Annotated in this window: 23 protein-coding genes; 15 read left to right on the top strand and 8 right to left on the bottom strand. The window is 62.9% G+C overall.

Annotated elements, in window-relative coordinates:
- The first annotated feature begins 48 nt into the window (after positions 1-48).
- From BBX50_RS09200 to BBX50_RS09180, 5 genes are all read left to right on the top strand, one after another.
- On the top strand, positions 49-657 hold the full coding sequence (locus tag BBX50_RS09200) for a 50S ribosomal protein L25/general stress protein Ctc (protein WP_065775014.1): 609 nt from the start codon (positions 49-51) through the stop codon (positions 655-657).
- A 260-nt stretch (positions 658-917) separates the two neighbouring features.
- Positions 918-3,302 (top strand): EAL domain-containing protein, encoded by a 2,385-nt coding sequence (locus tag BBX50_RS09195; protein WP_065775013.1) that lies wholly within the window; start codon positions 918-920, stop codon positions 3,300-3,302.
- Between the two features lie 91 nt (positions 3,303-3,393).
- Entirely contained in the window at positions 3,394-4,128 is a 735-nt protein-coding gene (locus BBX50_RS09190) for a transporter substrate-binding domain-containing protein (RefSeq protein WP_065775012.1), read from the top strand.
- A gap of 67 nt (positions 4,129-4,195) precedes the next feature.
- Positions 4,196-4,915: an aminoacyl-tRNA hydrolase gene (gene pth, locus BBX50_RS09185; protein ID WP_065775011.1), complete on the top strand. Its 720-nt coding sequence runs from the start codon at positions 4,196-4,198 to the stop codon at positions 4,913-4,915.
- 3 nt (positions 4,916-4,918) lie between these two features.
- Entirely contained in the window at positions 4,919-5,371 is a 453-nt protein-coding gene (locus BBX50_RS09180) for a GNAT family N-acetyltransferase (protein WP_065775010.1), read from the top strand.
- Positions 5,372-5,413: 42 nt separating this feature from the next.
- On the opposite strand, the gene BBX50_RS09175 is transcribed toward BBX50_RS09180, so the two are convergent.
- Positions 5,414-6,052: a TetR/AcrR family transcriptional regulator gene (locus BBX50_RS09175; RefSeq protein WP_244513123.1), complete on the bottom strand. Its 639-nt coding sequence runs from the start codon at positions 6,050-6,052 to the stop codon at positions 5,414-5,416.
- A 121-nt stretch (positions 6,053-6,173) separates the two neighbouring features.
- Here BBX50_RS09175 and BBX50_RS09170 point away from each other — a divergent pair, with 121 nt between their 5' ends.
- Together BBX50_RS09170 and BBX50_RS09165 are read left to right on the top strand one after the other, a co-directional pair.
- Positions 6,174-6,731, top strand: a complete 558-nt coding sequence (locus BBX50_RS09170; RefSeq protein WP_065775009.1) for a hypothetical protein — start codon at positions 6,174-6,176, stop codon at positions 6,729-6,731.
- Positions 6,718-7,017, top strand: a complete 300-nt coding sequence (locus BBX50_RS09165; RefSeq protein ID WP_065775008.1) for a hypothetical protein — start codon at positions 6,718-6,720, stop codon at positions 7,015-7,017. The genes BBX50_RS09170 and BBX50_RS09165 overlap by 14 nt, the downstream gene beginning before the upstream one ends.
- Before the next feature lie 78 nt (positions 7,018-7,095).
- Here the strand turns inward: BBX50_RS09165 and clpS are convergent, their stop codons facing one another.
- Positions 7,096-7,407, bottom strand: a complete 312-nt coding sequence (gene clpS, locus BBX50_RS09160) for an ATP-dependent Clp protease adapter ClpS (protein ID WP_065775007.1) — start codon at positions 7,405-7,407, stop codon at positions 7,096-7,098.
- 88 nt (positions 7,408-7,495) lie between these two features.
- Positions 7,496-8,065, bottom strand: coding sequence for a hypothetical protein (locus tag BBX50_RS09155; RefSeq protein ID WP_065775006.1), 570 nt, complete (start codon positions 8,063-8,065; stop codon positions 7,496-7,498).
- A 188-nt stretch (positions 8,066-8,253) separates the two neighbouring features.
- On the opposite strand from BBX50_RS09155, the gene ychF reads away from it, so the two are divergent.
- Positions 8,254-9,357, top strand: a complete 1,104-nt coding sequence (ychF, locus tag BBX50_RS09150) for a redox-regulated ATPase YchF (RefSeq protein WP_065775005.1) — start codon at positions 8,254-8,256, stop codon at positions 9,355-9,357.
- A gap of 99 nt (positions 9,358-9,456) precedes the next feature.
- Here ychF and BBX50_RS09145 read toward each other — a convergent pair whose 3' ends face one another.
- Positions 9,457-10,563, bottom strand: coding sequence for a hypothetical protein (locus BBX50_RS09145; protein ID WP_065775418.1), 1,107 nt, complete (start codon positions 10,561-10,563; stop codon positions 9,457-9,459).
- Between the two features lie 189 nt (positions 10,564-10,752).
- Here BBX50_RS09145 and BBX50_RS09140 point away from each other — a divergent pair, with 189 nt between their 5' ends.
- The 3 genes from BBX50_RS09140 to BBX50_RS09130 all read left to right on the top strand — a co-directional run bounded on the left by BBX50_RS09140 (position 10,753) and on the right by BBX50_RS09130 (position 12,044).
- Positions 10,753-11,205 (top strand): MaoC family dehydratase, encoded by a 453-nt coding sequence (locus tag BBX50_RS09140; protein WP_065775004.1) that lies wholly within the window; start codon positions 10,753-10,755, stop codon positions 11,203-11,205.
- On the top strand, positions 11,205-11,675 hold the full coding sequence (locus BBX50_RS09135; RefSeq protein ID WP_083213608.1) for a MaoC family dehydratase: 471 nt from the start codon (positions 11,205-11,207) through the stop codon (positions 11,673-11,675). The genes BBX50_RS09140 and BBX50_RS09135 overlap by 1 nt, the downstream gene beginning before the upstream one ends.
- Positions 11,676-11,831: 156 nt before the next feature.
- A complete protein-coding gene (locus tag BBX50_RS09130; protein WP_065775416.1) occupies positions 11,832-12,044 on the top strand; it encodes a hypothetical protein in 213 nt (70 codons plus the stop codon).
- A gap of 71 nt (positions 12,045-12,115) precedes the next feature.
- Here the strand turns inward: BBX50_RS09130 and BBX50_RS09125 are convergent, their stop codons facing one another.
- Positions 12,116-12,661 carry an adenine phosphoribosyltransferase gene (locus BBX50_RS09125; RefSeq protein ID WP_065775003.1) on the bottom strand — a complete coding sequence of 182 codons (546 nt, stop codon included), beginning with the start codon at positions 12,659-12,661 and terminating at the stop codon, positions 12,116-12,118.
- A gap of 196 nt (positions 12,662-12,857) precedes the next feature.
- Between BBX50_RS09125 and BBX50_RS09120 the strand changes: the two genes are divergently transcribed.
- Positions 12,858-13,043, top strand: a complete 186-nt coding sequence (locus BBX50_RS09120) for a DUF1059 domain-containing protein (protein WP_065775002.1) — start codon at positions 12,858-12,860, stop codon at positions 13,041-13,043.
- 9 nt (positions 13,044-13,052) lie between these two features.
- Here BBX50_RS09120 and BBX50_RS09115 read toward each other — a convergent pair whose 3' ends face one another.
- The 3 genes from BBX50_RS09115 to BBX50_RS09105 are packed head-to-tail and all read right to left on the bottom strand — an operon-like array spanning position 13,053 to position 15,561.
- Positions 13,053-14,312 (bottom strand): CCA tRNA nucleotidyltransferase, encoded by a 1,260-nt coding sequence (locus BBX50_RS09115; protein WP_065775001.1) that lies wholly within the window; start codon positions 14,310-14,312, stop codon positions 13,053-13,055.
- Complete coding sequence (locus BBX50_RS09110) at positions 14,309-14,941, bottom strand: CoA pyrophosphatase (RefSeq protein WP_065775000.1); 633 nt, start codon at positions 14,939-14,941, stop codon at positions 14,309-14,311. Before BBX50_RS09110 ends, BBX50_RS09115 begins: the two co-directional genes overlap by 4 nt.
- Entirely contained in the window at positions 14,938-15,561 is a 624-nt protein-coding gene (locus BBX50_RS09105; protein WP_065774999.1) for a DUF1285 domain-containing protein, read from the bottom strand. Before BBX50_RS09105 ends, BBX50_RS09110 begins: the two co-directional genes overlap by 4 nt.
- A 272-nt stretch (positions 15,562-15,833) precedes the next feature.
- Here BBX50_RS09105 and BBX50_RS09100 point away from each other — a divergent pair, with 272 nt between their 5' ends.
- Genes BBX50_RS09100 through BBX50_RS09090 form a run of 3 tightly spaced genes read left to right on the top strand, consistent with a single transcriptional unit; the run spans position 15,834 to position 20,593 of the window.
- Entirely contained in the window at positions 15,834-16,847 is a 1,014-nt protein-coding gene (locus BBX50_RS09100) for a MoxR family ATPase (RefSeq protein WP_065774998.1), read from the top strand.
- Positions 16,848-16,850: 3 nt separating this feature from the next.
- Entirely contained in the window at positions 16,851-17,771 is a 921-nt protein-coding gene (locus BBX50_RS09095) for a DUF58 domain-containing protein (protein WP_065774997.1), read from the top strand.
- Positions 17,768-20,593 (top strand): DUF4159 domain-containing protein, encoded by a 2,826-nt coding sequence (locus BBX50_RS09090; RefSeq protein ID WP_065774996.1) that lies wholly within the window; start codon positions 17,768-17,770, stop codon positions 20,591-20,593. Before BBX50_RS09095 ends, BBX50_RS09090 begins: the two co-directional genes overlap by 4 nt.
- The last annotated feature ends 5 nt before the right edge of the window (positions 20,594-20,598 follow it).

Raw genomic sequence — 20,598 nt, 5'->3', positions numbered from 1 at the left:
CCGCATGGCGGCTGAACTCTCCAGAATTAGACACAGAAAGGTCTACCCATGAGCCACGCAACTTATGAGCTCAAGGCCGAGACGCGCGAACGGGTTGGTAAGGGGTCCTCCCGTGAACTTCGTCGCAACGGTCTTATCCCGGCGGTCATCTACGGTGACAAGCAGGCCCCCGTTTCCATCGCACTCTCCACCAAGGAAGTGACGATGAAGATCCACGCCGGCGGTTTCATGACCACCGTCGCAACCATCGACGTCAACGGCGAAAAGATCCGCGTCCTGCCGAAGGACTACCAGCTGGATCCGGTCCGCGACTTCACCATGCATGTCGACTTCCTGCGCGTCTCCAAGGACAGCCAGGTTACCGTTGAAGTTCCGGTTCATTTCGAAAACGAAGAGAAGTCCCCGGGCCTCAAGGCTGGTGGCGTTCTCAACATCGTTCGCCACGAAGTCGAACTCAACGTTTCGGCCGACGACATTCCGGAATTCCTGTCCGTCGATCTCTCCGGCCTCAAGGTCGGCGACGCCATCCACATTTCCAACATCAAGCTGCCGAAGGGCGCGACCCCGGTTATCACCGACCGCGACTTCACCGTTGCGACGATCGTCGCTCCGGCCGGTGGCGTGAAGGAAGAGGCCGAAGGCGAAGCAGAAGCCTAATTCGCTTCGAACGACCCGCCAGACGCTGGTCGTTCTACCCTGATCGAAAGCCCGTCCCACACGCTTGGGGCGGGCTTTTTGCTTTTGGAGCACGGCGCATCCGCTGCGGCCTCCGGATGGCCTGCACTACGATTTATCATGAAGCGATTTCAGCAACATTTAAGGTTTTGATGATGTTCTTCTTGCGGGGAAATTGGGGCAAGTCTTAAAGAGAATCCGAACATGAGATGCGTGGCAGCAGCGTCTAAGGCGTGCATCCGATGATGCACTCCGTGGAGAACCGGTTTATTGCAATTGTTTGTGGTGCGATGCTCGTCTTCATCGCCCCGTTGCTTGCGCTCTTCCTCAGCATTTCCAGCGACCGCATCGCGCGCGAACGCCTTCACAACATCGAACTCTTGATGGCCGCCAGCGCCGAAGCACTCGGCAAGCCGATCTGGGACTTCGACAGCGACGGCATCAAGCACATCGCCCGCTCGTTGATCAACGGCACCGACATTCTCTCCGTCACTGTGCGCGATCAAACCGGCTCGGTCCTCGCGCAGATGCCACTCGGTGGCGCCATAGCGAGCACCAAGGACCGGCTCCTCAGCCTGCCCATCTCGTATCAATCGGTCGATGGCCTGAAGGCGGTCGGTCGCATCGAGGTCAGAGTTCCAACGCCAGGCCTGCTTTCGCAATTCAGCAAGGATGAGCTGGCAATCCTGGCCATCCTGCTCTTCGCGGTAGCTATCGTTTTCGCCGCAGCGCTCGTCGGCAATCGCTTCACGGTGATGCGCCCGCTGATGCGCCTGACAGCGGCGATCGAGGCGACCCGACGGCTCGGATCGCGGCACCGCGTCGACTGGACCTCCGACGACGAAATGGGCGCGCTTGCTGCCAACTTCAACGAGATGCAGGACCGCCTCGAGCGTGAAGAGACCGAGCTGAAGAACGCGCATGAGCGCGTCACCGATATCTACAACCTCACGCCCGCGATGCTGTTTTCGATCGATGTCGACGGCCGCCTGCTTGCCGTGAGCGACTACTGGCTGCTTGCAACCGGCTACGACCGCGACGATGTCATCGGTCGTGACTTCATCGACTTCATCGACCCGTACTGGCACGAGACCTATCGCAGCCATGCCAAGACGATCGCCGTCGGCGACCATGCGATCCGCGAGGTCACCGTTCCCTTCCGCAAAGCGGATGGCGACGCAATGACGGTGCTGATCCAGGAAACGAAGGCAACCGGCGAAAGCAGCCTGTCGCTCTCCGTCATGACCGACGTCACCGCGTTGAAGCAGGCAGAAAGCCGCAACCACACCCAGGCGATCACCGATCACCTGACCGGGCTCCTCAACCGGCAGGGCTTCGAGGCCGCACTCGACGAGGCAATCAAACAGGCCGACGACTGCGGCATGCAACTCGGCTGCCTGTTCATCGACCTCGACCGTTTCAAATGGATCAACGACAACTTCGGACACGCCGCCGGCGACGAGGTGCTGCGCCACACGGTCGAACTCATTCAGGCTGCCCTGCCTCCCGGCGACATTATGGCCCGCCTCGGCGGCGACGAATTCGCCATCCTGCTCTCCGACGCGCGCGCAGCCGAGGTTGCGAGCGAGATCGGCGAGCGCATCGTGACCGCCCTGCACGAACCGATGACGATCGCCGGCAACGAGCTTTTCGTCAGCGCCAGCGTCGGCATCGCCGTCTATCCGACCCACGCCGAAAACGCCTCCGATCTGCTGCTCAAGGCGGATATGGCAATGTACGCGCGCAAGCACGACGGCAAGAACGGGCTGCAGGTGTTCGATGCAGGCATGCTCGACGCCTCCCGCGAGCGCCACGAGATCGAACAGTGCATCGAGGCCGGACTGAAGGACGATCACTTCGAGGCCTGGCTGCAGCCGATCGTCAGCCTTGCCGACGGTCAGATTGTCGGTTTTGAAGCACTGATGCGCCTCAACCACCCGGAAAAGGGCCTGATGGCACCCGGCAAGATCATCGGCATTGCCGAGGAAACCGGCACGATCGCGCGCATCGGCGACCGCATCCTCGAAAAGGCGATCCACCATCTCGCGGCAATCTCGGAGCTCGACGGAACGCAGGACACCTACCTGGCCGTCAACTTCTCCCCGTTGCAATTCGAGCTGACCTTGCCGCACAAGCTCGCTGCCCTGTTGCTGAGGCACCATATTTCACCGAACCGGATCGTCGTCGAGATCACCGAGGCTGTGCTCATGCTCGACAATCCGGAAGTCCATGCGGTGCTGAAGCAGCTCAACGAATTTGGTTGCCGGATTGCGCTCGACGATTTCGGCACCGGCTATTCGTCGCTGAGCTACCTCAACCGTTTCCCCGTCGATATCGTCAAGGTCGACCAGTCCTTCACCCGTTCGCTCAGCTCCGGCACCGCCGACATCAGGCGCAAGAGCCGCATGCTGATCAAGGGCATCCGCACCATATCCCACCAGATGGGCTGCACGGTCGTCGCCGAAGGCATCGAGACGAAGGATCAATGGCAGCTTCTGCGCAAGCTTGGTGTCAATTGCGGCCAGGGCTACCTTTTCAGTCGGCCGATGCCGGTCGATCGGATGCTGACGATGCTCGAAAGCGACTCGGAGGCAAAGGCGACCGCCGCATCGACCATGCGGGCATGATGGGCGCGGTGTGCCCACGAGAGGCGGACACCAAGGCCGCACGCAGCGGAAATCGCTTGCCGCAAGGCAGGCACCAAAGAGGAGGAACGATGTGAAGGCGCTGATCCCAGTATTTTTCCTCGGGCTCTTCACGACGGCCGAGGCTCAGACGATCAAGTTCGTCACCGAGGAATATCCGCCTTACAATTTTTCGACCGAGAATGGCCCGAGCGGTGCTGCAGTCGACCAGGTCAAGCTGGTCATGGAACGGCTGAAGCTACCCTATACCATCGACGTTCTGCCCTGGGCGCGCGCTTTCATGCTGGCAGAGACCGATCCCGCCTTTTGCGTTTTCACCACCGGCCATGACGCCGCGCGCAACCGAAAATTCCAATGGATCGAGCCGCTCCTGATTGACCACATGGTCATGGTCCGGCATGCCGGTTCGAACATTGCACCGGCATCGCTCGAGGCCGCCCGCAAATACACGGTCGGCACACAGCGCGAGGACTTTTCCGCGGCCTATCTCGTCGAGCACGGTTTTCCGAAGATCGACTATGCCGCCAGCCTCGACTCCAGCCTGAAAAAGCTGATTGCCGGCCGGGTCGATCTCCTGATGACATCCGAAAAGACCTTCGAAAGCATGCACGCCGAAGGCAAGCCGGTCGAGGCGGCACTGGTGCTCGAAGGCAAGCTTTACGGCATCGCCTGCCATCGTGACATGCCGCGCAGCACGGTCGCAGCCATGCAGCACGAACTCGACCGCTTGATCGGCAATGGCACGCAGGACGCGATCTTCAAGCAGTATGGGCTCACCCCCAACGCCAGCCTTCAGGCTGAGAAATAGGCGTTGACTTCGCAACGGCGCGGTGTTTTTGGATTGCATCACCCCGAAATCATGAATGCGTCGCACCATGTTGATCATCACAGGGCTTGGCAATCCAGGCTCGAAATACGCCGCCAACCGGCACAATATCGGCTTCATGGCGGTTGACGTCATTCACCGGCGCCACGGCTTTGCCTCCTGGTCGAAGAAGTTCAAGTCGGAGATCGCCGAGGGTGAGATCGGCGGCGAACGTGTTCTTCTGATGAAGCCGCAGACCTTCATGAACCTCTCCGGCGAGGCCGTCGGCGAAGCCATGCGCTTTTACAAGCTGCAGCCGAAGGACATCACTGTCATCTATGACGAACTGGACCTGCCGGCCGCCAAGGCGCGCATCAAGGTCGGTGGCGGCCATGGCGGCCACAACGGCATCAAGTCGATCGATGCCCATTGCGGCAAGGACTATCGCCGCCTGCGGCTCGGGATCGGCCACCCCGGCGTCAAGGACCTCGTGCACGCCCATGTGCTCGGCGACTTCGCCAAGGCCGACCAGGTCTGGCTGGTGCCGCTGCTCGACGCGATCGCCGACAATGCCGACATGCTGGTGCGCGGCGAGGACTCCCAGCTCTTGAACAAGATCGCGCTGGCGACCGGCGGCAAGCCCGAAGCCGAAAAGCCCGAGGGCCCGAAGAAGCAGGGCGGCCAGTCGCATATCCATCAGGCGCGCAATTCCGCCCAGCCGAAGAAGCTGCCGGCGACCGGCCCCATGGCCGACATGTTGAAGAGGATGTTTGGGTCCAAGGACGAGTGAGGCATGTCGCGTTCCACCCTGACCATCCGCGCCGCCTCGGCAGGCGACCTGCCCGGCCTTCTCGCTCTTTACAGTGAACTCAACCCGGATGACCCGGTGCTCGATGCGGCGCTGGCCGCCGACCGCTTTGCGGCCATAGATGCCCAGCCGGGCATGACGATCTTCATCGGATTTGCCGGCGGTATCGCCGCCGCATCCGTCTCGCTTGTCATCGTACCGAACCTGACGCGAGGCGCTGCGCCCTACGCCTTGGTCGAAAACGTTGTCACCGCAGCCGCGTTTCGGCGGAAAGGCTTTGCCGGGGCGCTGATCCGGCACGCCATCGCCAAGGCCTGGGACAGTGGATGCTACAAGGTAATGCTGCTGACGGGATCGAAAGATCCGGCGACGCTTCGCTTCTATGAAAACTGCGGCTTCAAGCAAGATAAGACCGGATATCAGGTCCGGCGTCCCTGACTCCGTTTTCCTGAGAATGATCCAGCCTGCCGGCTATCGAGCCTAGCGACCGTTATAGCTGCGATGCGCGGCAAGGAAGATCCGCACCGCCTCCTCTGCGTGAGTCCGCAGGGCTCCGGCGGAGGGGATGCCGTCGTCCCCGAGCAGCATGGCGTCATTCACCGGCCCGCCCATGACCAGCCAGTTGAAGAACGCACCGGCCACATGCGCATCCTTCACCCGGATATCACCCTTCTCGCTATAGCGCGTGAAGGCGACCGCAAGCCTGTTGATCGAGCGCATCGGCCCGCGTTCATGCAGCGCCTGACCCAGCTGCGGGAAGCGCTCGACCTCCGCGATCACCAGCCGCCGCACCTGCATCAGTCGCGGTGTCATGACTATCTCCAGGAGCCGGCTGGCATAGTCGAGCAGGAATTCTTCGATCGGCTCCCCGCCATCAGGGTCGGCAACCTGCTCCTGGAATTCGTCGCCGGCCCCGCCCGTCATGCTGCGCACCACTTCCAGAAACAGCGCCTCCTTGTTCTGGAAATGGGAATAGACCGTCTGTTTCGACACTTCCGCGCTCGCCGCGATCTCATCCATATTCGTGCCGAGAAAGCCGCGCTTCAGGAAGAGCTCGCTCGCCGCCGCCACGATCACTTTGCGGGTGCGCTCCATGCGCGTCTTTGCGCCATTGCTCAATCCTGCGCCCCTTCCCTGCCGCACGTCACCAAATCACCTGCCACGCAGAATAGGCCAGTCACATTGACAAATCAAACTGGACGGTCCAGTCTAGTTAGTGAGACAAGATTGGGAGAGAGCCATGGCCAAACCACAAGGACGAACGCGAATTGCCGCCTGCCGCTGCGGGCAGGTTGCTTTTGAAGCCGTCGGCGAACCGATCGTTGGCGCCGCCTGCTATTGCACCAGCTGTCGCAGCGCTGGCGAACAAATCGAAGCCTTGCCGGAAGCGCCACCGGTGCTGGAAACGGACGGCTCGACGCGCTTTGCGCTCTACCGCAAGGACCGGATCCTCTGCACACGCGGCCACGGGCTGCTGCGTGCACATCGATTGACGCCGAAGTCGACGACGCGCAGGGTGGTCGCCAGTTGCTGCAACGCCGCCATGTTCCTGGAATTCAAGGGCGGCCACTGGCTAAGTGTCTACAATCACCGTTTCGCCCCCAATGATCAGCTGCCATTGGAAATGAGGACGATGACGAGAGACCGCAGACCCGGCGTCGAGTTCAATGACGCGCTGCCGAGCTATAGGACGCATTCGGGCCGGTTCATGTGGCGACTGCTCAAGGCCTGGGCGGCCATGGGGTTCCGCGCACCGAAGATCGACTATGTGAAAGGCGAAGCCCATGGCGTCAGCTGACAAGATCGAAATCGAGAACGTCGTCTCGCCGGGCCACACCTATCGTGTCGACCGGGTGAAGTACGAGGCGATGCGGGAAGCTCTGCTGGCGGTACTGCCGCTGGCGGCACCGGGCCTGACCGTCGCCGAAGCGAAAGAGCAATTGCTGCCCCTGCTGCCGCAGAGCCTTTTCCCCGACGGGGCCAAGGCTGGCTGGTGGCTAAAGGCCGTTCAACTCGATCTCGAGGCCAAGGGCACGATCGAGCGGGAGGCTACCAAGCCCCTTCGCCTGCACACAAAGCGATAGCTATTCCAGGAAATGCGCCGAAGACGCCTCGGGTCCGCAGCGGCAAGAGCAGCAACGCTCAACCGCGCCCCACACCCCCTACTCTTCAGGCTCGGTGATGAAAAGCAGCGGAAAACCCGCCTCCTTGGCGAGATCGGTCGCTGCCATGGCCTTGGTCTCCGCGATGTCGCGCACACAGACGACGACCACCGACATGCCCATCTTGTGCGCCGTCATCATCACCCGGTAACCGACCTCCTCGCTCATATGGAACACGGCCTTGAGCACGCCGACCACGAACTCGCGCGGCGTGTAGTCGTCGTTGAGCAGCATGACCTTGTAAAGCTTCGGCCGTTCGAGCTTCGGCTTGACCTTTACTTTGAGTTTTTTGGCAACCTCGTTGTCACTCATCGGAAATCACCCCGTTGATGACAGAATGGGCGGCACCGCCGCGAGCCGCACTATCCTACGGGCAGCCACGCCGATCAAGCAAAAGCAATCACTCAGGTGCCGCGCGATGGCCGATGAACATTGCTGCCTCCTGATCATAGGAACGGGCCCGCTCCAGCGCGGCCTCGGGCGTCTGCTTGCGTGCAAGCAGCGCATGAAAGAAGCAGTGCACGAACAGCGGCGCATCCGCGCCCTCCGGCGACCCATCGGGCGCAACATAGAGGGTCGCCCCTCCCTTGCCGACAAAGGCGTCGCCATAGGCCTCGCCACCGGTTTCGCAGCAGGTACTCAGCACGATCTTGCCCGCAAGCCTTGCATGTTCGGCGACGACTGACGGCGGCAGACTGCCCTCGATCAGCATCGACGTGTCGATCTCCTCGATATAGTCGCCGAAGACGAAACCGTTGTCGTCGCCGTGACCGCAGATGACCAGGTGCTGGTGCACAAGCTCGCCGGCGCCGATCAGGGTCAGAAAATCCTCAGGCGTACCCGGCAGATGCAGGGTCACGACGGCACCAAGGCTCTCCAGCATGGACCGGATCAACAGGGCTTCAAGCGTGTCGCCGATATCGACGACGGCCACCGGTATGCGCGCAAACATGAACTTCTGATCGATCAATGGGAGGCTCCTTGAACTGACGCCGCGCGCCAGGCAAGCAGCATTCGCAGCCGCATATGCGGCCCGGTAGCCGCGCGTTCAACGGCCAAAGCCCCTTATTTACCGTGAACGGGGTGTCCACCCTTGACCGGGAAGCGCCCTTCCCGCATAGCCACGCCAACGGAATTCAAGGATACGGACGAGACCCCATGGGCTTCAAATGCGGTATTGTCGGACTGCCGAACGTCGGCAAGTCCACCCTCTTCAACGCGCTGACCAAGACGGCGGCCGCCCAGGCGGCCAACTACCCGTTCTGCACCATCGAGCCGAACACCGGCGAGGTGGCCGTGCCGGACCCGCGCATGCGCAAACTGGCCGACATTGCCAAGTCGAAGGAAATCATCCCGACGCGCATCTCCTTCGTCGACATCGCCGGCCTGGTGCGTGGCGCGTCGAAGGGCGAAGGTCTCGGCAACCAGTTCCTCGCCAACATCCGCGAAGTCGACGCGGTCGTTCACGTGCTGCGCTGCTTCGAAGATGACGACATCACCCACGTCGAAGGACGGATCCACCCGGTCGCCGACGCCGAGACGATCGAGACCGAGCTGATGCTCGCCGATCTCGACAGCCTCGAACGCCGCACCGAGCAGACCCGCAAGCGCGCGGTCGGCAAGGACAAGGATTCCATGGCGCAGCTTCCGATCATGGAAGCCTCGCTGAAGCTGCTGCAGGACGGCAAGCCGGTGCGCACGCTGCTTGCCACCCTCGACGCCGAAGAGCTGCGCATTCTTCAGGGCCTCAATCTCCTGACCGCCCATCCGGTGCTTTACGTCTGCAACGTCGCGGAAAGCGATGCGGTCGACGGCAATGAGCACACGCGCGCGGTCGCCGAAATGGCAAAGATGCAAGGTGCTGAGAGCGTCGTGATCTCGGCGGCGATCGAATCCGAAGTGGCGCAGTTGCCGGAAGATGAATCCAAGGAGTTCCTGAGCGCACTCGGTCTCGAAGAGGCCGGTCTCGACCGCCTGATCCGCGCCGGCTACAAGCTGCTCGACCTCATCACCTATTTCACCGTCGGCCCCAAGGAAACCCGCGCCTGGACGATCCAGCGCGGCACCAAGGCACCGCAGGCCGCCGGCGTCATCCACACCGACTTCGAGCGCGGCTTCATCCGCGCCAACACGATCGCTTACGAGGATTACATCGCGCTCGGCGGCGAAACCGGCGCCAAGGAAGCCGGCAAGGCCCGCGACGAAGGCAAGGAATACGTCGTCCAGGACGGCGACGTCATCCACTTCCGCTTCAACACGTAAGCCAGCGCCCGAAAGGGCGCGGCGGTTCTGCACGAACAGGTGCTGAATCAGCAGAAGCCAAGGCGCATTGCGGGAGCGCAGCGCGCATCACGACCGATATCACGGCGCGGCATGCAACCGCGCCGTCATCGTTTCCGGCAGAAGGTCCATGACGATGCGGCGTAGCTTCTGCCAGAAGATGCCGATGAACAGCACGGTCACGCCGACCACCGCAAAGGCGATGAAGACGTAGCTGTCGAGCGAAGCGCCGGTCTTGCTCAGCATCGTCCACACCGCGCCCCCGAGCGACAGCAGCCCTGAGGTGACGAAAGCACGGCGGTCGATGACGAGCCCGACCAGCATGAAGGCGGCAACGATCAGGATCGCGGCGACCGCCTGACCGAATCCTGCCTGACCGTCCCACCAGGCGTTGCCGCCGTTTGACAGGAAAACCAGGCCCATCAGTGCATAGAGCAATGCCGGCGCGGCGGCCAGATGCAGCCAGAAGGCCGTATCCGAGCGCGCGGTCACACGCTGAGGATCGGAAACGTCGTAGCGCATGGCGGCCGCAAAAAGACCCAAGGCTCCGGCAAGGACGGTGAGCGCGAGAAGCCTGAAATGATCTTCGTTCGCGAGGTCGATCCCCAAGCTCTTCTCGAAGGCAAGAAGGATCGCGACCACGCAGATGAGGGCGATCGACACCATCAGACCGGCCAGCGCCAGTGGTACGCGATAGCGCCAGTAAAACAGGCCCAGCGGAATCGGGAACGCCGAGAGATAGGCGAGTGCAAAGACAAGCGGCTTCCAGGCGTCCTCATGCTCGCTCACGAACCACATTGACGTCGTTCCGACCCAATGCACGAGAGCAACCGTCAGCGCCACCGACGGCAGTGCCAGCCGCTGGCGCCGCACCAGGATTTCGGCGAGGATGAGAATGACCGGCAGCGTCGCGAACGGGCCACCCAAGCCCCAAAGGCCGATCAGAACGACAACGACGCCGATGGTGATCAGGATGTCGTGAAATCCCCGGACGAAGCGCGGCTGCTCGCTGTCTTCGGCCGCCCGCGCCTCCAGGGCAGCATCCTGTCTCTCTTCGGCAGCATCCGATATGGCAGGGCCGAAGCTGAACCCACGATCGGCAAGATAGGCTTCGAGATCCCGCACCTGATGGGCGGAGATGATCCCCTTTTCGGCCGCCCCTGCGAGCGCTCTGTTCAGTTCAGTCACGAGCATTCCTCAATCAAAATTTGGCGGATAGGAGAGAGCCAAACAGGTGGTTACACGGACATGCCGCAAGTGCAACCGGGAAACGTGAAGGCCGGCGCCTGAAGTCGCCGGCGTCGCGCTCAAATCGATTCCGCTTCGCGAAATTATGCAGTAGGTAAAGCGGCAGCAAATCAGACGGGACCATTCAGCATGCTGTATTTCGAGGATTTTTCCGAAGGGCGGCGTTTCGATTACAAGCCGGTCGAGATGAAGCCGACGGAGATGATCGCCTTCGCCAGCGAGTTCGATCAGCAACCGATGCATCTTGACGAGGAAGCGGGAAAACGCAGCATCCTTGGTGGCCTTGCAGCGTCCGGCTGGCACACCAGCGCCCTCGGCATGCGTATGATGCTCGACGCCTTCATGGGCAATTCCACGTCGCAAGGCTCGCCAGGCATCGATTTCATGGACTGGAGGAAGCCGGTCATGTCAGGCGATATCCTCACCGGATTTAGCCTTGTCCTTGAAGCGCGCCGGTCGAATTCGAAGCCCGATCTCGGCATCGTCCGGTTCCGCAACGAAGTCACCAATCAGGCCGGCGAACCCGTCGCGGTTTCCGAATGCTCGGTTCTCTTTCGCTGCCGCGAGAAGGGCAAAGCCTGATGATGACGATGGAAGAATTTTACGCGGCCAGGCTCAAGACGACCATTGGCAGCCTGGTCTTCACGGCAGAAGACATCATCCGTTTTGCCCGCGAGTTCGATCCCCAGCCTTTCCATCTCGATGCGGAAGCCGCGCGGCATTCGCTTTTCGGCGGCCTCTGCGCCTCGGGCTGGCACACCTGCGCCGGGTGGATGCAGTGCTTCGTGCGGTTCTGGAAGAACGAGCAGCGCCGCCTCGCGGCCGAAGGCCTGCGGGCGCCGAACCTCGGGCCGTCACCCGGCTTTCGCGACCTCAAGTGGCTGAAACCTGTTTATGCCGGCGACACGGTCACCTATTCCGTGACCTTCCTTGAAAGCCGAACGCTCACCTCGAAGCCGGGCTGGCGGATCAACACGATCCTGTGCGAGGGCGAGAACCAGCATGGCGAGGCAGTGATCCGCTTCGAGAGCAAGGTAATCGAGTTCGTATAACTGGTCACCGGCAGCAAACGGCCGGCACGCCAATCAAGCCAAGTCGTGACATCCTTAATTTCCGCGTGGTTTGCGCGTAAAATCCGCCGGCAGAGCGCGGAGTGTCCATTGCGCCGCTGCGAGACACCCGCGTTGCGGAAACCGGGAGTGCTGATGATGGAAAAGACCCATGTCTGCGAATTGGCGGACACATACTTGCGTCTCGGCGGCCACCGCCGCGTCGTCATTGACGATAACGAAACATCCGTCAGGAGCTGGGAAGAAGAGCCGCCGGAAGCCGAAAGCTTCTGGCAGAAGGAAGTCGAAACCTTGCCGCCGGCCACGCGGCGTGAGGTCCAGCTGATGCTGCGGACGATCAACCGTCTCTAGCACCGGCAGAGACGGAATAGGCGAAAGGGTGCGAGTTTCGCCCGCACCCCGGACAGGCTTGTCGAGATCGGTCAGTGACCTTCGAATTCGATCAGCGTGCGGACGTTGACGCCGAGCGCTTCGAGCTTTTTGCGCCCGCCGAGTTCGGGCAGGTCGATGACGAAGCAGGCAGCGACAATCTCTGCCCCCATCTGCTTCAGCAGTTTCGTGGCCGCTTCCGCAGTTCCGCCGGTCGCAATCAGATCGTCGACGAGGATAACCTTCTCGCCCGGCCGGATCGCATCCTTGTGCATCTCCATTTCGTCGACGCCATATTCCAGGCTGTAGGCGACGCGCACGGTGTCGTGCGGCAGCTTGCCCTTCTTGCGGATCGGCACGAAGCCGGAGGAAAGCTGATGCGCGATCGCACCGCCGAGGATGAAGCCACGCGCCTCGATGCCGGCGATCTTGTCGATCTTGGTGCCGGCATAGGGATGGACCAGTTCGTCGATCGCGCGGCGGAAGGCGCGCGGATTGCCGAGCAGCGTGGTGATATCGCGAAACATCACGCCCGGCTTCGGATAGTCAGGAATGTTCCGGATGGCGGCGATCAGTTCCGATTGAACCGTGGAGGTCATGGGCAAAAGGCCTTTGCGTCTCTTGTTACCGCAAACCCATAACACCGTCGCCGGGCTTGTCTATAGTGCTTTCTTCTCGCAACGGCCCAGGAACAATTTGGTCGCACCGGGGGTTGATGCTAGGCTGAATATGGCCGCCATGGAGGAATGGACGGCCGCGTTCTCGCATCAAACTCACACAGGGAAGGAAGCAGCCATGCGCCTGTTTGAATGCGGTTCTCTCGTCCCGGGTTGCGAATGGCATACCCGCGCAGACAACGACGCCGAAATCGTGCGCCGTGTCGTCGAGCATATGCGTGAGACCCATGGCGAAACGGTCATTCGCGAAAACATGATCGACAACATCAAGGCCCGGATCGTCGACGCTTCCAAGGCGGCCTGAATTCTCCGATCAGGCCGACCGCACCATGGCTTCGAGCCGGGCAAGAAGGTTTGCCCGGTCGAGACTGAAGTTGCGCTCGACCCAGAGCGTCTCGAGTTCGCCGAGCATCTCCCCTACCCTCGGCCCCGCCGGCACGCCGGCCCTCAACACGTCAGAACCGGTGAGCGGAAAGCTTGGCCGTTGCCACCCTTCGGCACGCGCCGTCAGACGGCGCAGTGCAGCCGTTTCCGAAAGCAGCGCCGGGTCGCCCTCGGACTTCCGCCGCGCCGTCGCCAGCGCCAGCCGCAGCCTTACGCAAATGCCCTCGGCGCCGTGACGATAGAGCAGACGGTCGAAGGCGGTATCGGCCGTGGTAACAGCGATCGTCGGCGCCTTCGCCCAGCGGCTGAAGAAACCGGCTTCGGCCTTGGAAAGGCGCAGCCGCTCGGCCATCGCTTCCAACCGCGCCTCATCGGGCGGCACGATCGCCGCCAGTCGCAGGAGCGGATCCGGCGTCCAGCCGAAGGCACGCTCCGCCGCCACGAGCTCCGGGATCGCGTCGATGCCCCATTTCTCCGTCTCCGGCAGGATTTCGGTCAGCACGCCGGCCTGACGCATCCAGAGCAGCGCACGTCCCGGATCATCCGCCGAAAGCAATTTCTTCGTTTCGGCCCAGACCCGTTCTGCCGAAAGGGTCGCGAGCTTGGAGCGGGCGCGGGCGCAGGCGCGCAAGCCCTCGGCATCCGGACGGCCATTGCCGTAGTGCGCGAAGAAGCGGAAGAAGCGCAGGATGCGCAGATAGTCCTCGGCGACGCGCTCGGAGGCATCCCCGATAAAGCGCAGCGTGCGCGTCTTGATGTCGGCCAATCCGCCGACGTCGTCGAAGACCTCGCCGCGGTCGTTCGCGTAGAGTGCGTTGATGGTGAAATCCCGCCGCTCGGCATCCGCCTTCCAGTCCGTGCCGAACGCGACTTCCGCGCGGCGACCGTCGGTCGAAACGTCACGCCGCAGCGTCGTCACCTCATAGGGCGTTCCGTCGATGACAAGCGTCACCGTTCCGTGGTCGATGCCGGTTGGCACGACCTTGATGCCAGCCGCCTTCGCCCGTTCAGCGACTTGGTCGGGACGCCAGGTCGTCGCCATGTCGACATCGCCAGCCGGCAGGCCCATCAGGCTGTTGCGAACCGCGCCGCCAACAACCCTGACTTCGCCGCCTTCGACATTCAGCACCTCGAAGACGCGACGGAGCGAGGGCGTAGAGAACCAGCCTTCACCGGCAACCGAAGTCATGCATAGAGCCTTTCGTAGAGCATGCGCAGAATGCCGGCGGTGATACCCCAGATGTTACGATCGCCATAGGGCATCCGATAGAAATGTCGCTCTTCGCCCTGCCAATGCCCGCTGCCGCGATCGTGATTTCTGGGGTTCATCAGAAACGACAGCGGCACCTCAAAGACGCTTTCGACCTCTTCGGGATTGGGGATGAGCTCGAAACCGGGTTTGACCACCGCAAGCACCGGGGTAATGCGGAAACCGGACATGGCCATGTAATGCGGCAGCCGGCCGATGGTTTCGACGAAACGCGGATCGAGGCCGATCTCCTCCTGCGCCTCGCGCAGCGCCGCCACCTCGACCGATCGGTCCTCGGGGTCGACGGCACCACCGGGAAAGGCAACCTGGCCAGAATGCTTGCGCAGGCTGGCCGTGCGCTGGGTCAGGATGACGGTCGCATCGTCGCCGTCGTCGACGACCGGGACCAGAACCGCGGCATCCTTGAGCTTCAGCGTTTCGAGGTAGGGCACGATGCCCGGATTGAGCAGGAAGTCGCCATGATCGCGCCAGGAGGTCTCGATCGGTCCGCCCATCTGGGTCAGCGCCCGGCGGCGAAATTCATCAGCGGAAAAAGGATGCGCGTTCATCGCGAAAGCGCTTCCAGCTCGGCCGCCGGCATGATCGGGAAGACGGCGCCGGCAGAGCGCACGCAGAACATTTCAGTACCATCAACGTCAAGCGTCTCACCGCGTTCGACGATGTCGTACATGACAGGCCGCGACACCAGTGCCTCCAAACGTCCGCGCACATGCAGATAGGGCTTCAGCTCCCGGTTCTCGCCATGGATGACGAAGCGCAGCGGATGATCGGGCCCGGCTTCGACCACGTCGCCGACATTGGTGCGGAAGGTCAGGATCTGGCCATGCGCACCTCCGGTCATGCTCATCTCGACGGCGACGAAGGGCGCATCGACGATGCGGATGCCGACCTTTTCCACAGGTGTGACAAGATAGGTGCGCCCGTCCTCATCCTTGCGCAAAACGGTGGAAAACAGCCGGACCAGCGGCTGGCGACCGATCGGGGTGCCGAGATAGAACCAGGTGCCGTCGGCACGGATCTCCATGTCGATATCGCCGCAGAACGGCGGATTCCAACGCTCGACGGGGGGCAGGCCACGCGTCTTTTCACCTGTCTGACCCGCCGCGCGTGCGATCAGTGCCGCCAGTCCGGCCGCGTCACCGGTTCGTTGAATTTCGGCTTCTGCCATCGTTCCGTCCCGTTTGGCCCCGATTTTCAGATCGAGACCTTTGATATCTCACGAGATAGTGCGTCGGCGCTGACTTGTCAGCCGTCTGGCAGGGTCTAAATTGGAAATTGGCGACTGGAAATCCCGGCTCCTGCATAATTCCGTAAATCGGAATCGATCTGAGGACAAATATGCAGCAGTTCAAAATGTTACAGCGACCTTGCCGCGTCCTATAAAGACGCGGCGCTGTAAGGGCGATTCGGTTTAACAACGGGCGACCGGGGAGTATGACCATGAGTGTGATGAAGGGCGCGGCAGACGCGATCGACGAGAAGGCGATTGTCGCCGCGGCCGAAAGCGCACTGGGTGAAATCGCCCGGATTCGCGCCGAAGTCGGCAAGGTCATTTTCGGCCAGGAGAATGTCGTCGAGCAGACGCTGCTGGCCGTTCTCTCCGGCGGCCACGCCCTGCTCGTCGGCGTCCCGGGCCTTGCCAAGACGAAGCTCGTGGCCACGCTCGGCACCGTGCTTGGCCTCAACTCCAGCCGCGTGCAATTTACGCCCGACCTGATGCCCTCCGATATCCTCGGCTCTGAAGTTATGGATCAGGATCAGGCCGGCCACCGCTCGTTTCGCTTCATCCCCGGCCCGATCTTCACGCAATTGCTGATGGCCGATGAAATCAACCGCGCCTCGCCGCGCACGCAGTCGGCGCTTTTGCAGGCGATGCAGGAATATCACATCACCGTGGCTGGCGCGCGCAAGGATCTGCCGCAGCCCTTCCATGTGCTTGCGACCCAGAACCCGCTGGAGCAGGAAGGCACCTATCCCCTGCCCGAAGCACAGCTCGACCGCTTCCTGATGCAGGTTGATGTCGGCTATCCTGACCTGACGGCCGAAAGGCAGATCCTGCTCGAAACCACCGGTATCGGTGAAGCCACCGCCCACCCGGTCATCGATGCCGCCCGACTTCAGCAGATCCAGAGCCTCATCCGCCAGATGCCGGTCGGCGAAAAGGTGGTCGATGCGATCCTGTCCTTGGTGCGCTCGGCCCGCCCGGGCAACGGCAATGCCGCAACCGACAAGAACGTTGCCTGGGGTCCAGGCCCCCGCGCCGGCCAGGCGCTGATGCTCTGTGCCCGTGCCCGCGCGCTCTATGACGGCCGCCTGGCGCCATCGATGGACGACGTTCTGGCGCTCGCCGAACCGGTGCTGCAGCACCGCATGGCGCTGACCTTCGCCGCCCGCGCCGAAGGCATGACCGTGCGCGACGTCGTCGCCGACCTGGTGAAACAGGCCAGAGGCTGACGCATGGCCACCGTCGGGCACATAGTCTCGCGTACTCCCGCTGGTGAAGTGCTTTCACGCGCGCAGCAGCGCGCCATGCTCGTTCCCGATTGCCTGGTCGAGGCGCGACGGATCGCCAACACCGTGATCTCCGGCTGGCATGGCCGGCGCAAGCGCGGCATCGGCGAGAACTTCTGGCAGTTCCGGCCCTATAGCGATGGCGAAAGCATGTCGCGCATCGACTGGCGCCGCTCGGCCCGCGACGACCACACCTATGTGCGTGACCGCGAATGGGAAGCCGCCCACACCATCTGGCTTTGGGCGGACCTCTCGCCGTCGATGATGTACAAATCGAAGCTCGGATCCGTTTCCAAGGAAAGCCGCGCACTGGTGCTGATGCTCGCGCTCGCCGAGATCCTTGCGCGCTCCGGCGAGCGCATCGGCTGCCCAGGCGTCATGGAGCCGGTCTCGGCCCGCAACGCAGCCGAACGCTTGGCGACCGCGATCATGCTGAGCCCGCTTGCCGAGGGGCTTCCCCAGACCGGGATGATCCGCAGCGCCAGCGACCTCGTGCTGATCGGCGATTTTCTCGACCCGGCGGAAAAAATCATGGAGCGGCTCGGCCCGCTTGCGCGGCGGGGTCTGCGCGGCCATGTCGTCGAGATTGCCGACCCGGCCGAAGAGGTGTTCCCCTACACCGGCCGAACCGAATTCACCGATCCGGAGACCGGCGAGAAGCTGACCGCCGGCAGGGCCGAAGTCCTGCGCGAGGACTATCAGCGCGCCTATGTCGGCCGGCGCGATAGCCTTGGCGTCACACTTCGCCATCTCGGCTGGACCTTCACCCCGCACAAGACCGACAGGCCCGCCTCCGAGGCGCTCGTAGCCGTCCACACCTATCTCTCCGGCATGCCGGGGCGGGCAACCCACGGGGGCCAGCTATGAGCGGTCTGCCCTTCCTCTTCGGCAATCCGGCCATGCTCGCCGCCCTGATCGCGCTGCCGGTGATCTGGTGGCTCTTGCGCATGACGCCGCCGAGGCCTGCGGCCGAGGTGTTCCCGCCGCTGCGCATCCTCGCCTCGGTGATGAAGCGCGAGGAAACACCCGCACAAAGCCCCTGGTGGCTGACGCTCTTGCGCATGGTGATGGCAGCGGCGGTGATCCTGGCGATCGCCGATCCGGTCATGAACCCGCGGCAGAACACACTCTCGGCCACGGGGCCCCTTGCGCTTGTCATCGACAATAGCTGGGCGACAGTTGCCGATTGGGACAAGCGGCTCGAGACCGCCAATGCCCTGATCGACGATGCCGAGGCGAAGGACCTGCCGGTTTCGATCGTATTTACGACCGACCGACAGCACGACGCGACACCGACCTCCGCCGCCACTGCGCGCGATCGGCTGGCGGCAGCGCAACCGCAACCGCTTCCGGCGGAGCGCGCGCCGGCGCTTGGCGCCATGAAAGCGGCGCTTGCGGGCTCGCCGCCCGGCACGCTTGTCTTCCTCAGCGACGGGATCGAGGCGGAAGATGGCGAGACGATGCAGCAGGTCGCCGATCTCGGCGCAGCAAGTATCCGCCGGATCGAAGGCAACGCCGAGAGCGCGATAGCGCTGACCTCCGCGACCAACGAAAGCGAAGGCATGCGGGTCAATGCGTCGCGGCTGCCGCTCAGCGAGCCGCGCGCCTATTATGTGCTGGCCCGCGACACGCGCGGCACGGCAATCGCCGAGGGCGAGCTGCGCTTTGCAGCGGGTGCGACCACGGCGAATGCCCTGCTGAGGGCTCCTTTCGAGCTGCGCAACGACTTCGCGCGCCTGACGATCGAAGGCCAGGCGACGGCCGGTGGCGTCCATCTGCTCGACGACGGCAATCGCCGCCGTCGCGTGGCGCTGCTGAGCGGCGAGGTGCATCAGGCGCAACCTTTGCTCTCGCCGCTTTACTACATCAAACGGGCGCTCGAACCGCATGCGGATCTGATCGAGCCGCGTGAGGAAGCGATCGGCAAGGCGATCGCCGAACTCCTTGCGCAGAATCCATCCATCCTGGTCATGGCCGATGTCGGTCGATTGCCGGATGAAAGCTATCCGCTGGTCACGCGCTGGCTGGAGAATGGCGGCATGCTCGTCCGCTTCGCCGGCCCGAGGCTCGCCGGGGCACCTGCCGACGATCCCCTCGTCCCTGTCGTCCTCAGGCAAGGCGAGCGCACGCTTGACGGTGCGCTTTCCTGGTCCGAACCGCAGCCGCTTGCCGACTATCCCTCCTCCAGCCCCTTTGCCGGCCTGGAGCGTCCGCGCGACGTGCTCGTGAAGCGTCAGGTGCTCGCACAGCCGACGCCCGATCTTGTGGAACGCACCTGGGCCAACCTTGCCGACGGCACACCGCTGGTGACGACGGCCGAACGCGGGCGCGGGCGTATCGTGCTTTTCCATGTGAGCGCCGATCCAAGCTGGTCGAACCTGCCGATCTCCGGTTCCTTCGTCGATATGCTGCGCCGGTCGATCCAGCTTTCGCGCGCCGGCGGCATCGCCGGAGACCAGGCCAGCAAGGCCCAGACCCTGCCGCCCTACCGGCTGGTCAATGCCCGGGGCGAACTGACTGGTGAAACCGGCAGCGCCCGGCCGCTGGAAATTGTACCCGGGGTTTCCCCGAAGGTGTCTGCGGACACACCGCCCGGCCTCTACGGCTCGGAAGAGGGTTTCGTCGCCAACAACCTTCTCCGCGACGATGGCAGGCTCGTTCCGATTGCCGGCAATCTCGTCGGTGAACGCGCGGAAGGACTGGAAGGTGCCCGGCCATTGTCGATCCGGCCCTATCTCTTTGCGCTCGCATTGATGCTCTTCCTCATCGATACGCTGATCGTGCTCTACATGGCCGGCGGCCTGACGGGATGGCGCCGTCGCGGAACCCGAAGCGCCGCTGCCGCAGCCCTGGTTGCAAGCCTCGGCCTTGCAACGCTTGGTCTTGCTGCTCTGGCCCCGACGATCGGTCACGCCCAGGACAGCCAACCGAGCGACGATCAGACGCTGCAACGGCTGGATACGACCCACCTCGCCTATGTCATCACCGGCGAGGAGGAGGTCGACCGCCTTTCCGAACAGGGGCTGATTGGCCTCAGCAACTATCTGACCTATCGAACGGCGCTGGAACCGGGTGCGCCCGTCGGCATCGACCTCGAACAGGACGAGCTGGCATTCTACCCGATCATCTATTGGCCGGTTTCTGCAACCGCGGCGATGCCGAGCAGCCGGGTCATGAGCCGGATCGACGCCTACATGCGCAATGGCGGAACGGTGCTCTTCGATACGCGCGACCAGTTTTCCTCGCTCACGCCTTCGGCGGCAGGCGACAGCCCTAATGTGCAACGCTTGCAGGCGATGCTGAGCGGCCTCGACATCCCGCCGCTCGAACCGGTGCCCTCCGACCACGTCCTGACCAAGGCCTTCTACCTGCTTTCGAACTTCCCGGGACGTTATGTCGAAAGCCAGCTGTGGGTGGAGGCTGCCCCAAACGGCGATGAAAACCAGGGCAACCGCCCGGTGCGCGGCGGCGACGGCGTGACGCCGATCATGATCACCGGCAACGACTTTGCCGGCGCCTGGGCGGTGGATGTCAACGGCGCGCCGCTCTTGCCGACGGTGCCGCCGGACGAGATGCAGCGCGAATACGCTTACCGGGCCGGCGTCAACATCATGATGTATATGCTGACCGGCAACTATAAGGCTGACCAGGTGCACGTGCCGGACCTTCTGCAAAGGCTTGGACAGTGAGGGCC

Origin of the sequence: Ensifer sp. LC11 (assembly GCF_001695835.1) — a bacterium.
GTDB lineage: Bacteria > Pseudomonadota > Alphaproteobacteria > Rhizobiales > Rhizobiaceae > Ensifer.
The sequence above is the reverse complement of the archived record's forward strand: the minus strand, read 5'-3'. Positions and strand labels throughout refer to the sequence as shown.